11 protein-coding genes and 1 pseudogene are annotated in these 13,665 nt (G+C 71.2%); 10 read left to right on the top strand and 2 right to left on the bottom strand.

Annotation, left to right across the window (positions count from 1 at the left end; all coding sequences use genetic code 11):
* On the bottom strand, positions 1-734 hold a 734-nt coding region (locus JNW91_RS23615; RefSeq protein ID WP_203177621.1), incomplete at its 3' end, for an SAM-dependent methyltransferase.
* 299 nt (positions 735-1,033) lie between these two features.
* Here JNW91_RS23615 and JNW91_RS23610 point away from each other — a divergent pair.
* From JNW91_RS23610 to JNW91_RS23580, 7 genes and pseudogenes are all read left to right on the top strand, one after another.
* The gene (locus JNW91_RS23610) at positions 1,034-2,008 is read left to right on the top strand and encodes a Rossmann-like and DUF2520 domain-containing protein (protein WP_238425571.1); all 975 of its coding nucleotides are present in this window, start codon (positions 1,034-1,036) and stop codon (positions 2,006-2,008) included.
* Positions 2,005-2,853, top strand: coding sequence for a pantoate--beta-alanine ligase (gene panC, locus JNW91_RS23605; RefSeq protein ID WP_203177620.1), 849 nt, complete (start codon positions 2,005-2,007; stop codon positions 2,851-2,853). Before JNW91_RS23610 ends, panC begins: the two co-directional genes overlap by 4 nt.
* Positions 2,854-2,898: 45 nt before the next feature.
* A complete protein-coding gene (panD, locus tag JNW91_RS23600; RefSeq protein WP_203177619.1) occupies positions 2,899-3,327 on the top strand; it encodes an aspartate 1-decarboxylase in 429 nt (142 codons plus the stop codon).
* Positions 3,328-3,422: 95 nt separating this feature from the next.
* Positions 3,423-4,319 carry a septum formation family protein gene (locus tag JNW91_RS23595; RefSeq protein ID WP_203177618.1) on the top strand — a complete coding sequence of 299 codons (897 nt, stop codon included), beginning with the start codon at positions 3,423-3,425 and terminating at the stop codon, positions 4,317-4,319.
* Between the two features lie 108 nt (positions 4,320-4,427).
* A pseudogene (locus tag JNW91_RS23590) lies at positions 4,428-6,121 on the top strand (L-aspartate oxidase).
* Positions 6,118-7,014: a carboxylating nicotinate-nucleotide diphosphorylase gene (gene nadC, locus JNW91_RS23585; protein ID WP_203177617.1), complete on the top strand. Its 897-nt coding sequence runs from the start codon at positions 6,118-6,120 to the stop codon at positions 7,012-7,014. The pseudogene JNW91_RS23590 and the gene nadC overlap by 4 nt, the downstream one beginning before the upstream one ends.
* Positions 7,015-7,031: 17 nt before the next feature.
* On the top strand, positions 7,032-7,790 hold the full coding sequence (locus tag JNW91_RS23580; protein ID WP_203177616.1) for a type III pantothenate kinase: 759 nt from the start codon (positions 7,032-7,034) through the stop codon (positions 7,788-7,790).
* Positions 7,791-7,794: 4 nt separating this feature from the next.
* On the opposite strand, the gene JNW91_RS23575 is transcribed toward JNW91_RS23580, so the two are convergent.
* The gene (locus JNW91_RS23575) at positions 7,795-8,532 is read right to left on the bottom strand and encodes a class I SAM-dependent methyltransferase (protein ID WP_203177615.1); all 738 of its coding nucleotides are present in this window, start codon (positions 8,530-8,532) and stop codon (positions 7,795-7,797) included.
* Between the two features lie 89 nt (positions 8,533-8,621).
* Between JNW91_RS23575 and lysS the strand changes: the two genes are divergently transcribed.
* The 3 genes from lysS (at position 8,622) to JNW91_RS23560 (ending at position 13,619) form a co-directional block, all read left to right on the top strand.
* A complete protein-coding gene (gene lysS / locus JNW91_RS23570; protein ID WP_203177614.1) occupies positions 8,622-10,130 on the top strand; it encodes a lysine--tRNA ligase in 1,509 nt (502 codons plus the stop codon).
* Between the two features lie 111 nt (positions 10,131-10,241).
* Positions 10,242-10,586, top strand: a complete 345-nt coding sequence (locus JNW91_RS23565) for a histone-like nucleoid-structuring protein Lsr2 (RefSeq protein WP_139582958.1) — start codon at positions 10,242-10,244, stop codon at positions 10,584-10,586.
* A gap of 501 nt (positions 10,587-11,087) precedes the next feature.
* Positions 11,088-13,619: an ATP-dependent Clp protease ATP-binding subunit gene (locus tag JNW91_RS23560; protein ID WP_203177613.1), complete on the top strand. Its 2,532-nt coding sequence runs from the start codon at positions 11,088-11,090 to the stop codon at positions 13,617-13,619.
* Positions 13,620-13,665 lie beyond the last annotated feature (46 nt).

Raw genomic sequence — 13,665 nt, 5'->3', positions numbered from 1 at the left:
GGGCAGCCCGGCCGGCTCCGGGCGGTCAGGCTTGATCCCTGCGCCGGCCGGGCTGCCCCGAAACCCGACTCGCCCTCGTTTGTCGCATTCGCCGAGGTCGAACCCCCGGTCGGGTCACGGTCCGTGCCGCGAGGGCTCGGGGGTTGGGGCCACCAGGTGGCCAGCCAGTCGAGATCGGCAGCACTGACCAGCTCACCGATGGTCTCCGCACCGGTCTCGGGATCGACCAGCAAGTACCGCCAGCCGTCCTCGGTGTGCACCGCCAGGTCCAGTGGGATGTTGTCCAGCCACTCCGTGGCGATCAACACTCCGTTGATCTGACCTGGAATCTCGGCTGTCCAGTTGATCTCTTCGGGCAGGTTCTCGGGGCGGTCGGCGTACTCGACCGCTGTGAAGCGGACTCGCTCCGCGAGCGACGGACGCTCGGCGACCGACGACGGATCGTCGAGCGACCGACGGACGGCGGCCGTGGGAGTCCCGGGAACCCCCACCGCGAGCCCGACGAGAGCCCGCAGCAGTTCCCCCCGCCCCGCGCCCACGTCGACGACATCGAGACGGGGCGGGTGGCCGAGGGCCGCGTCGACCTGCGAGACAAGGCGCAGCAGAGCGCTGGAGAAGGCCGGGGAGGCGTGCACGCTGGTCCGAAAATGCTCCGCCGGCCCGGCGCCGACGACGAAGAAGCCGCCCGGCCCGTAGAGGGCGCTGGTCATGGCGTCCCGCCACCGGATCGACATCAGTTCGTTCCGCGTTCCGCGTGTGTCATCGTGCCGACCCTACGGTCACCGGTGACGAGGCGAGTCGTGATCCCCACGCCGCGAGTGGCCGCGTCGATCAAGGAGTTGTGGTGGGCGACAGTTGCCCCTTCTGTTGCTGAAACAGGCACCACCACTCCATGATCGACTCGGGCTGGACTGGAGCGGGGTGGGGGGTTGAGGGGGTGGTGAAGGTTTTCACACATGCTTGTCCCGGTTCGGTGGGCCGGGCGCATACTTGCGATCGACCGGTACCCCTTCTCGAGGACTGGATCGTCGTCATGAGCGCACCGTTGCGCCCGCGCCCGGCCGCCCCACACGGGTCTGCCGCATCGCGGGGTCGCGCCGTTCCCGGCGTCCGCGCCACCTCCCGTCTGCTCACCGTCGGTGTCGTCGGCGCGGGCCGCGTCGGGGCCGTGTTGGGAGCCGCGCTCGCCGCCGCCGGGCACCGCGTGGCCGCCGTCACCGGTGACTCCGGGGCCAGCCGAGCGCGCCTCGCCCTGCTGCTGCCCGAGGTGCCCCGCCGCCCGGCCGTCGCTGTCGCCCACGCCGCGGCCGACCTACTGCTCATCGCGGTGCCGGACGACGCGCTGGCAGCCGTGGTCGCCGACCTCGCCGAGCGGGGCGCGCTGCACCCGGGTCAGGTGGTCGCGCACACCTCCGGCGCGCACGGTCTGGACGTGCTGGCGCCGGTCGCCGCGGTCGGTGCACGGCCGCTCGCCCTGCACCCCGCCATGACCTTCACCGGTACGCCGGACGACCTGGCCCGGCTCGACGGCATCTCGTACGGGGTGACCGCCCCGGCGGAGCTGCGCCCGCTGGCCGCCCGGCTGGTCGCCGACCTCGGCGGCGTGCCCGAGTGGGTGGCCGAGGCGGACCGCCCGCTGTACCACGCCGCGCTCGCGCACGGCGCGAATCACCTGGTGACCCTGGTGAACGAGGCGACCGACCGGTTGCGCGACGCCGGGGTGGCCCGGCCGGAGAAGGTGCTCGCCCCGCTGCTGCGGGCCGCCCTGGAGAACGCGTTGCGCCTCGGTGACGACGCGTTGACCGGCCCGGTGTCCCGTGGCGACGCGGGCACCGTCCAGCGGCATCTGGCCCGGCTGGGGGCCACCGCCCCGGAGTCCGTTCCCGCGTATCTGGCGCTGGCCCGGCGTACCGCCGACCGGGCGATCGCCGCCGGCCGGCTGCGGCCGGTGGACGCGCAGTCGCTGCTCGGCGTGCTCGCCGACTCGGGTCGGGAGGTGGCCGCGTGACGCTGCTCGTACACACTCGGGCCGAGCTGGCCGAGGCTCGGGCCGGGCTGAAGGGCACGGTCGGTGTGGTGATGACCATGGGTGCCCTGCACTCGGGCCACGAGACATTGCTGCGCGCGGCTCGGGAACAGGCCGACCACGTGCTGGTGACGATCTTCGTGAACCCGTTGCAGTTCGGGCCGAACGAGGACTTCGACCGTTACCCCCGGACCCTCGACGCGGATCTGGAGGTGTGCCGGCGTGCCGGCGCGGACGTGGTCTTCGCCCCGTCGGTCGCCGACATGTACCCCGACGGCCAGCCCCGGGTGCGCCTCGACCCGGGTCCGCTCGGCGCGGAACTGGAGGGCGCGAGCCGCCCCGGCTTCTTCCACGGCGTGCTCACCGTGGTGCTGAAGCTGCTCCAGCTCACCCAGCCGGACCTGACGTTCTTCGGCGAGAAGGACTACCAGCAGCTCACCCTGGTCCGGCGGATGGTCCGGGACCTGGACGTGCCGGTCGAGGTGATCGGCGTGCCGACGGTGCGGGAGCCCGACGGGTTGGCGCTGTCCAGCCGTAACCGCTACCTGAGCGAGCCGGAGCGGGCTGCCGCGCTGAGCCTGTCCGCCGCGCTGCGCGCCGGTGCGCGGGCGGCCGACGACGGCCTGGACGCGGGCGCGGTGCTGACCGCCGCGCAGGCCGCGTTCGGCGCGGGTACGCCCGGCGCCCGCCTCGACTACCTGGTGCTCACCGACCCCGAGTTGGAGCCGGGGCCGTCGTCCGGGCCGGCCCGGCTGGTGATCGCCGCGTGGGTCGGCGCCACCCGCCTGATCGACAACGCGGCGATCCACCTCGCGCCCCGCCCCTGACCCGGCCGCTTTCCACCACCACCATTCCGGCGAAAGGCCACCCCGATGCTGCGGACCATGCTCAAGTCGAAGATCCACCGGGCCACGGTGACCCAGGCCGACCTGCACTACGTGGGTTCGGTGACGGTGGACCAGGACCTGCTCGACGCCGCCGACCTGCTCCCCGGCGAGCAGGTGGCGATCGTGGACATCACCAACGGCGCCCGGCTGGAGACGTACGTCATCCCGGGTGAGCGGGGGAGCGGCGTGATCGGCATCAACGGGGCCGCCGCGCACCTGGTGCACCCCGGTGACCTGGTCATCCTCATCTCGTACGGGCAGATGGACGACGCCGAGGCCCGGTCGTACCGGCCACGGGTGGTGCACGTGGACGCCGACAACCGGGTGATCGAGCTGGGCGCCGACCCGGCCGCGGCGGCCCCCGGTACGGCCGGTGACCCGGTGACCAGCCCGCTCGCCGTGTCCGCCGTGTGATCCCGCGCGACCCGATTCCGGTCTGTCACCAGAAGGTCATGTCCGGTTACCCTTGAGCACTGGCGTAAGCCGGTGGGTGGCTGGGGGAGGCCGCGATGCGCCGTGCCATGACGACCCTGTTCGCCGCCACCGTGACGGCGGTGTTGCTGGTCGGCTGCGCCGGGTCCGGCGGCCTGGACGGTGACCTGACCGACGACTGGGCGGCGATGGCGGCCCCGTCGGCGTTCACCCCGGCCGCCGGTGTGTGTCACGCCGCCGATTTCACCGACGTGGTGACCCTGGCCGGCTACGACCCGGTGGACTGCGCGGGTCCGCACCGGCTGGAAACCGTGCACGTGGGGGCGTTCCCGGCCGAGCGGGCGACCGCCCCGGCCGGTGGTTCGCCCGAGCTGCGCGGCGCGTTCGCCGAGTGCGACACCCGGGCCTCCGGGTACGTCGGTGACGACTGGCGGGCCGGGCGACTGCGGCTGTCGGTGGCGCTGCCCTCCGGGCCGGGTTGGGTGGCCGGCGCCCGCTGGTACCGGTGCGATCTCACCGAGCTGACCACGGTCGAGGCGGCGGCGACCGTGGTGGTCCGGTCGGGCAGTCTGCGGGACGCGTTGAAGGGCGCCTCGACGCTGCGGTTGGGCTGTCAGCAGACCCGGGGCGGGGCCGGGCGGGGTGCGCAGACGCTGGTCCCGGTGGAGTGCGGCAAGCAACACGACGCCGAGTTCGTCGGGGTGTGGCGTGCACCGGACACGCCGTACCCCACCCGGGACGCCGACTGGGTGCCGCTCTACGCCGGCTGTCGCGGCGTCCTCGGCCGCTACGTGGGCGTGCCGAACGACGCCGAGCTGCGGTTCCGTAGCGGTGTGGTGGTCCGCCCGCCGGGGGCGGGCCGGTGGCGGGTCGGTGACCGGGGCGTCCGCTGCTACCTGTGGCTCAGCAACCGTACGGTGACCGCCTCCCTGAAGGGCGCGGGTCCGGCGGGTCTGCCGGTCCGGACGAAGTGACCACGGCCTGACGGCCGGCGCGGGCCGCTCGACCCGGGACGGGGTAGCCGATACCACTCGTCCCGCCCCCGCCGCCCCCGACGAGGAGCGTTCGGGTTGACTGGGGGGATGGACCTTCCGACCGTCGACCTGCCGGCCCTGCCTTCACTGCTGGCCGCGCCCGAGCCCGGCTGGGTCGAGACCACCGACGTGATCGTGGTGGGGTCCGGGGTGGCCGGCCTGACCGCGGCGCTGCACCTGCGGGAGGCGGGTCTGCACGTCACGGTGGTCACCAAGGTCAACATTGACGACGGCTCGACCCGGTGGGCGCAGGGCGGCATCGCCGCGGTGCTCGACCCGGCGGACACTCCGGCGGCGCACGCCCGGGACACCGAGGTCGCCGGGGTGGGGCTCTGCGACCCGGCGGCGGTGCGGGTGCTGGTCGAGGAGGGCCCGACCCGGCTGCGGGAGCTGATCCGGATCGGCGCCGAGTTCGACCGCCATCCGGACGGTTCGCTGATGCTGACCCGGGAGGGCGGGCACCGGGCGGACCGGATCGTGCACGCCGGCGGGGACGCCACCGGGGCCGAGGTGCAGCGGGCCCTGCACGCGGCGGTTCAGCGCGACCCGTGGATCCGGCTGGTCGAGCACGCCCTGGTGCTGGATCTGCTGCGGGCGCGGGTGACGGCCCGGACGGGCTCGGCCCGGCCTGCGGGATCACCCTGCACGTGCTCGGCGAGGGCAGTGAGGACGGCGTGGGCGCGCTGCTGGCCCGTGCGGTGGTGCTGGCCACCGGCGGGATGGGGCAGGTGTTCGCGGCCACCACCAATCCGGCGGTCTCCACCGGGGACGGGGTGGCCCTGGCGATGCGGGCCGGCGCGGCGGTGACCGACGTGGAGTTCGTCCAGTTCCATCCGACCGCCCTGATCACCCCGTCCGGCGCGGGCGTGCCCGGCGCCGGTCACGCGCAGCAGCCGCTGGTCTCCGAGGCGCTGCGCGGCGAGGGCGCTCACCTGGTGGACGCGGATGGCAAGCGGTTCATGGTGGGCCAGCACGAGCTGGCCGAGCTGGCACCCCGGGACGTGGTCGCCAAGGGCATCCACCGGGTGTTGCTGTCCACCGGCGCGGACCACGTCTTCCTCGACGCCCGGCACCTGGGCGGGGCCTTCCTGGCCGGGAGGTTCCCGACCATCGTGGCGTCCTGCCTGGCCATCGGCGTCGACCCGGCGACCGACCTGATCCCGGTCGCCCCGGCGGCCCACTACGCCTCCGGCGGCGTCCGCACCGATCTGCGCGGCCGCACCTCGATCCCCGGCCTGTACGCGTGCGGTGAGGTGGCCTGCACGGGCGTGCACGGCGCGAACCGGCTGGCCAGCAACTCGTTGCTGGAGGGCCTGGTCTTCTCCCGCCGGATCGCCGACGACATCGCGGCGGGCCTGCCCGAGCAGGCCCAGCCGGCGGATACCGGTGCCTGGCGTGGCGGCGTGGGGTGGGTGTTGCCGGCCGAGGCGACCCCGACTCTGCAAGGGGCGATGACCCGGGGGGCGGGGGTGCTGCGTTCGGCCGCGACGCTGACCGGGACGGCCGGGACGTTGAGCGAGCTGGGCGTTGCCCGGGGCCGGCCACGGACCGCCGACTGGGAGGCGACCAACCTGCTCACCGTGGCGTCGACGCTGGTGGCGGCGGCGTACGCGCGCGGCGAGACCCGGGGTTGCCACTGGCGGGAGGACTTCCCGACGGCCGACGAGAGGTGGCTGGGTCACCTGGTCGGCTCGATCGGCGCGCAGGGCCGGTTGACGCAGCAGTGGGAGGGATTGTCATGATCGAATCGACGCGGGCGGCGTTGCGGGCGGCCGGACTGGACCCGGAGCAGGTGCGGCGGGTGATCGAGACCGCGCTGGTAGAGGACCTGGGACCGGACTTCCTGGACGTCACGAGCGTGGCCACGATCCCGGCGGAGCAGACCGACACCGTCGACCTGGTGGCCCGCGCCGACGGCGTGCTGGCCGGGATGGCCGTGGCCGCTGCGGTGTTCGAGCTGGTGGGCGAGGTGACCGGCTTCGGTCGTACCGTCGAGGTGTCGGTGCTGGCCCGCGACGGTGAGCGGGTGGCCCGCGGCGACGTGCTGGCGACGATGACCGGCCCGACGCGGCTGCTGCTCACGGCCGAGCGGACGGCGCTCAACCTGCTCTGCCGGATGTCCGGGGTGGCGACCCACACCCGGGCCTGGGCGGACGCCCTGGCCGGCACGAAGGCGATGGTGCTGGACACCCGCAAGACGACGCCGGGCCTGCGGGCGTTGGAGAAGTACGCGGTGCGGGCGGGCGGTGGCACCAACAAGCGGATGGGCCTCTACGACGTCGCCATGATCAAGGACAACCACAAGCTGGCGGCCGGGGGCATCACGGCGGCGTACCGGCGGGTCCGGGAGGCGTTCCCGGAGGTGCCGGTGCAGGTCGAGGTGACCACTGTCGACGAGGCGGTGGAGGCGGTGGAGGCCGGCGCGGACTTCCTGCTCTGCGACAACATGACGCCCGAGACGCTGGCCGAGGCGGTGGCCGCGGTGGGTGACCGGGCCGAGCTGGAGGCGACCGGCGGGCTGACCCTGGAGGTGGCGGGCCGGTACGCCGCCACCGGCGTCGACTTCCTCTCGGTGGGCGCGTTGACCCACTCGTCGCCGATCCTGGACATCGCGCTGGACCTGCGCACCGAGTAGTTGTCTAGGCTGCGAGCGTGCTGCTCTGCATCGACATCGGAAACACCAACACCGTGCTGGCGACCTTCGACGGCGACAAGCTGGTGCACTCCTGGCGGATCAAGACCGATGCCCGTTCGACGGCGGACGAGCTGGGTCTGATGTTCCGGGGCCTGCTCGCCGGGGACAACGTGGAGATCACCGGTGTGGCCGCGTGCTCGACGGTGCCGGCCGCGCTGCGGTCGCTGCGCACCATGCTCGGCCGCTACTACGCCGACCTGCCCAGCGTGATCGTCGAGCCGGGCGTGCGGACCGGGGTGCAGTTGGCGATCGACAATCCGAAGGAGGTGGGCGCCGACCGGGTGGTGAACACCCTGGCCGCGTACACCCTCTACGGCGGGCCGTCGATCGTGGTGGACTTCGGCACCACCACCAACTTCGACGTGATCAGCGGTCGGGGTGAGTTCCTCGGCGGCGCGTTCGCCCCGGGGATCGAGATCTCCTTCGACGCGCTGGCCGCGCGCGCCGCCCAGCTGCGCAAGGTCGAGGCCACCAAGCCCCGCTCGGTGATCGGTAAGAACACCGTGGAGTGCCTCCAGTCCGGCCTGTACTTCGGCTTCGCCGGGCAGGTGGACCGGATCGTCGAGCGGATGACCGAGGAGCTGGGCGAGGTGAAGGCGGTGATCGCCACGGGTGGCCTCGCCGCCCTGGTGATCAACGAGTGCCGGAGCATCACCCACCACGAGCCGATGATCACGCTGATCGGCCTGCGGATGGTCTACGAGCGCAACCTGTGACCGTTCAGTGCCGCCGGGCGCGCAGCACCAGCGTCCGGTACGGCAGTTCGACGGTCTCCCGGCCGGCCAGCGCGGGGTGGGTGGCCAGGAGTTCGGCCAACTCCCGCTCGACCCGCTGCCGGTCGTCGGCGGAGGCGGTGAGCCAGTAGGAACGGGTGCGGATCATGCCGAGCACCTCGTCCGGGGTGAGCGTGGTGCGGTGCGCGAACTCGCGCACCTCGATCGCGCCGAACGCCGGACCGAAGTCCGCGTACTTCACGACGATGTTGCCCGACTTGTCGTCGAGGTGGGCGATCCGGCCCAGCTCGGCCACCCAGTCGACGCTGTCGTCCCGGATGTTCCAGATGGGGGCGAAGGTGCCGCCGGGGCGGAGCACCCGGGCGATCTCGGCGTGCGCGGGCTCCCGGTCGAACCAGTGGTACGCCGTGCCGACCAGCACCGCGTCCGCCGCCGCGTCGGGCAGCGGCACGGCCTCGGCGCTGCCCGCCAGCGCCGTCGTGCCCGGCGTGGCGTCCGCGAGCTGCGCCCGCATCCCCGGATCGGGCTCGACGGGTACGACCTCGTGGCCCAGTGCCCGCACGCCGCGGGTCAGGATGCCGGTGCCCGCGCCCAGATCGACCACTCGGGCGTTGCTCAGCCCGTCGAGCGCCCAGCGGACGGCGATCTCGGGATAGCGGGGGCGAAACCGGTCATAATCGCTGGCTGCGGCGCCGAAGGAGAGGGCGTGAGTGTGATCGACCATGACGGGCAGGTTATCCGGTAACAGCCCCCGGACCGCTTGAGTACGCTCGGGCCTGACCCCCTGTATCTCCCGTGACGAGGAAGCGTGCCGTGAGCGAGCAGAACGCCGTGCCAGTGGACCCCGCCGACGACCTTCCCGAGCAGATGAAGGTCCGCCGGGAGAAGCGGGACCGGATGCTCGCCGAGGGCGTCGAGCCCTACCCGGTCGGCTTCCCCCGCACGACCACCCTGGCGGAGATCCGGACGCGGTACACGGATCTGCCCACCGACACCGCCACCGGCGACGAGGTCTCGATCACCGGCCGGGTGATCTTCGTGCGCAACACCGGCAAGCTCTGCTTCGCGACCCTGCGCGACGGTGACGGCACCGAGCTGCAGGCGATGCTCTCGCTGGACCGGGTCGGCCCGGAGCGACTGGAGGCCTGGAAGCGCCTCGTCGACCTCGGTGACCACGTCGGCGTCACCGGTGAGGTGATCACCAGCCGTCGGGGCGAGCTGTCGGTGCTGGCGCAGCGGTGGGAGATGACCGCGAAGTCCCTTCGGCCGCTGCCGGTGGCGCACAAGCCGCTCTCCGAGGAGGCCCGGGTTCGTCAGCGCTACGTCGACCTGATCGTCCGGCCGCAGGCCCGACAGATGGTCCGGACCCGGGCGGCGGCGGTACGCAGCCTGCGTGATTCGCTGCACGGGCAGGGCTTCATCGAGGTGGAAACGCCGATGTTGCAACTTCTGCACGGTGGGGCTGCCGCTCGACCGTTCGTGACCCACAGCAATGCGTTGAACACCGATCTGTATCTGCGAATCGCGCCGGAACTGTTTCTCAAGCGCGCTGTGGTCGGCGGCGTCGACCGAGTCTTCGAGATCAACCGCAACTTCCGTAATGAGGGTGTCGACTCTTCGCACTCGCCCGAGTTCGCGATGCTGGAGACGTACCAGGCATACGGCGACTACGACACGATGGCCGAGTTGACCCGCAATCTCGTGCAACAGGCGGCGGTCGCGGTCAGCGGCTCGACGGTGGTGACCCACACCGACGGGCGGGAGTTCGACCTGGGCGGCGAGTGGCGGTCGGTGACCCTGTTCGGGGTGCTTTCCGAGGCCCTCGGCGAGGAGGTCACGGTCCGCACCGAGCGCTCCCACCTCGTCGAGTACGCGGACAAGGTGGGATTGGCCGTGGACCCGAAGTGGGGACCGGGCAAGCTGGCCGAGGAACTGTTCGAGGAACTGGTCGTTCCCGGCCTGCAGGCGCCCACCTTCGTGCGGGACTACCCGGAGGAGACCAGCCCGCTCACCCGGGCGCACCGCAGCGAGCCGGGGCTGGCCGAGAAGTGGGACCTCTACGTGCTCGGGTTCGAGCTGGGCACCGCGTACTCCGAGCTGGTCGACCCGGTGGTGCAGCGGGAACGGCTGGTGGCCCAGGCGCAGCTCGCCGCCCGGGGCGACGACGAGGCGATGCGTCTCGACGAGGACTTTCTCCGGGCGATGGAGTACGGAATGCCGCCCGCCGGCGGTATGGGAATGGGAATCGACCGGCTGTTGATGGCCCTGACCGGGCTCGGAATTCGGGAAACGATCCTCTTCCCGTTGGTCCGCCCGGAGTAGTCCGGGCCGACTCGCGCCGAGCCGTAACCGCATCCTATTGACGAGGCGAGCAGCGCCCGGGTTATTGTGCTCTCGTTAGCAGGAGTGCCCTGCTCGAAAGGAATGTGGGACGTGGCCAAGCAGATCATTCACAAGCTGGTCGATGACCTGGACGGCGGGGACGCGGACGAGACCGTCAAGTTCGCCCTCGACGGCGTTCAGTACGAGATCGACCTCTCGAGTTCCAACGCCGCGAAATTGCGCGACGTATTCGCGCCGTACGTGGGTGCCGGCACGAAGGTGGGCCGGGGCGGCGTCGTGATCGGTGGGCGGGCTGCCCGTGGTCGGGGCGGCGCGACCGCCGACCGCGAGCAGAACAAGGCGATCCGGGAGTGGGCCAAGAAGGCTGGCAAGGACATCTCGGACCGGGGTCGCATCCCCCAGGAGATCGTCGACGAGTTCCACGCTAAGCGCTGATCCGTCAGCAGCTTGGTGGCCAGGCGCCACCGAAGGCGACACCGACGCCGGACCGGAGCATTCCTCCGGGCCGGCGTCGCCGTATCCACGCTCCCGTGAGCGTTTCGCGGGTCCGGGAAGCTTCCGGACCCGACCGGCGTTGTCCACAACCAGTGGAGCAACTATCCACAACCTGTGGACAACCTTCCCCCAGGGTCGCGCGCGGCGTCCGTCCGGCGACGACCCGCCCCTCCGAGGGCTTCCGGAGCCGGGAGAGGGGCCCCCGTCGCGTCGGTCGGATTTCGCTCTGCGCGTAGCGACAGGGGTACCGGAACACCTCCTGAGCGCGGACGGTTGTGCAAAACGACGTGGAATCGACCCGCACCCGAGACACACGACCTCAGCTGAGTCGGTCAGCGACGATAGAGTAAGGAGGCACGGACGCCCGTCCCGGACGTTCGTGCACCGGCCCCGCCAAGATCTTGACCATCAAGGCGCACGGCACGTGAGGAGCACGAGGGCATGTTCGAGCGGTTCACCGACCGAGCGCGACGGGTTGTCGTCCTGGCCCAAGAAGAGGCCCGGATGCTCAACCACAACTACATCGGTACGGAACACATCCTGCTGGGCCTGATCCACGAAGGTGAAGGCGTCGCGGCAAAGGCCCTGGAGAGCCTCGGCATCTCCCTGGAGGGCGTCCGCCAGCAGGTCGAGGAGATCATCGGCCAGGGCCAGCAGGCGCCGAGCGGGCACATCCCGTTCACGCCGCGGGCCAAGAAGGTGCTGGAGCTGTCGCTGCGCGAGGCGCTGCAGCTCGGCCACAACTACATCGGCACGGAGCACATCCTGCTCGGTCTGATCCGCGAGGGTGAGGGCGTCGCCGCCCAGGTGCTGGTCAAGCTCGGCGCCGACCTCAACCGGGTCCGCCAGCAGGTGATCCAGCTGCTCTCCGGCTACCAGGGCAAGGAGCCGGCCGCGGCGGGCACCGCGCCGGGTGAGGCCGCGCCGTCGACCAGCCTGGTGCTGGACCAGTTCGGCCGTAACCTGACCCAGGCCGCCCGTGAGGGCAAGCTCGACCCGGTCATCGGGCGCGAGAAGGAAATCGAGCGGGTCATGCAGGTGCTCTCCCGCCGTACCAAGAACAACCCGGTCCTGATCGGTGAGCCCGGCGTCGGTAAGACCGCCGTGGTGGAGGGGCTTTCCCAGAAGATCATCAAGGGCGAGGTGCCCGAGACTCTCAAGGACAAGCAGCTCTACACGCTCGACCTCGGTGCGCTGGTCGCTGGTTCCCGCTACCGCGGTGACTTCGAGGAGCGCCTCAAGAAGGTGCTCAAGGAGATCCGCACCCGCGGCGACATCATCCTGTTCATCGACGAGATCCACACCCTGGTGGGTGCGGGTGCCGCCGAGGGCGCGATCGACGCGGCGAGCATCCTCAAGCCGATGCTGGCCCGTGGTGAGCTGCAGACCATCGGTGCCACCACCCTCGACGAGTACCGCAAGCACCTGGAGAAGGACGCCGCTCTCGAGCGCCGGTTCCAGCCGATCCAGGTGGGTGAGCCGTCGCTGGCGCACACCATCGAGATCCTCAAGGGCCTGCGTGACCGGTACGAGGCGCACCACCGGGTCTCCATCACCGATGCCGCCCTGGTGGCGGCCGCGACGCTGGCCGACCGGTACATCTCCGACCGCTTCCTTCCGGACAAGGCGATCGACCTGATCGACGAGGCCGGCGCGCGGATGCGGATCCGTCGGATGACCGCGCCGCCAGACCTGCGTGACTTCGACGAGCGCATCGCCCAGGTGCGTCGCGACAAGGAGTCCGCGATCGACGCGCAGGACTTCGAGCGCGCCGCCCAGCTGCGCGACAAGGAGAAGCAGCTCCTCGGCCAGAAGGCTCAGCGGGAGAAGGAGTGGAAGGCCGGTGACCTGGACGTCGTCAGCGAGGTCGACGACGAGCAGATCGCCGAGGTGCTCGGCAACTGGACGGGCATCCCGGTCTACAAGCTGACCGAGGAGGAGACCTCGCGCCTGCTGCGCATGGAGGACGAGCTGCACAAGCGCGTCATCGGCCAGGAGGACGCGGTCAAGGCGGTCTCGAAGGCGATCCGGCGTACCCGGGCCGGCCTGAAGGACCCGAAGCGCCCGTCGGGCTCGTTCATCTTCGCCGGCCCGTCCGGTGTGGGTAAGACCGAGCTGTCCAAGGCGCTCGCCGAGTTCCTCTTCGGCAGCGAGGACGCTCTCATCCAGCTGGACATGTCCGAGTTCCACGACCGTTACACGGTCTCCCGGCTGGTGGGTGCCCCTCCCGGCTACGTCGGCTACGACGAGGGCGGGCAGCTGACCGAGAAGGTGCGGCGTCGGCCGTTCTCGGTGGTTCTCTTCGACGAGATCGAGAAGGCCCACCCGGACGTGTTCAACACGCTGCTCCAGATCCTGGAGGACGGTCGGCTCACCGACGGTCAGGGTCGGATCGTGGACTTCAAGAACACGGTCATCATCCTGACCACCAACCTGGGCACCCGTGACGTCGCCAAGGCGGTGTCGCTGGGCTTCCAGGCGTCGGAGGACTCCGAGTCCAACTACGACCGGATGAAGCAGAAGGTCAACGACGAGCTCAAGCAGCACTTCCGGCCTGAGTTCCTCAACCGGATCGACGACACCATCGTCTTCCACCAGCTGCGCCAGACCGAGATCCTCTCGATCGTGGACATCATGATCCAGCGGATCGAGACGCAGCTGCGTAACAAGGACATGGGTCTGGAGCTGACCGACAACGCCAAGAAGTACCTGGCGGCGAAGGGCTTCGACCCGGTGCTCGGTGCCCGTCCGCTTCGTCGCACGATCCAGCGCGACATCGAGGACAACCTCTCCGAGCGCATCCTGTTCAACGAGCTGACCCCGGGTCAGATCGTCGTGGTGGACTGCGAGGGCGACCCGAACGACATCGACAAGTCCAAGCTCGTCTTCCGGGGCGCGGACAAGCCGGTCGAAGTTCCGGACGCCGTGCCGGCCGACCTCGGTGGCACCGCCGCCGCCGGCGCGGACGAGTAGCACAACCAGTAGCAAGGGGCGGGGCCCCGGTGGCGAGAGCCACCGG

Source organism: Micromonospora parastrephiae (assembly GCF_016802865.1).
GTDB classification, from domain to species: domain Bacteria; phylum Actinomycetota; class Actinomycetes; order Mycobacteriales; family Micromonosporaceae; genus Micromonospora; species Micromonospora parastrephiae.
This window is presented reverse-complemented; position numbering and strand designations above follow the sequence as displayed.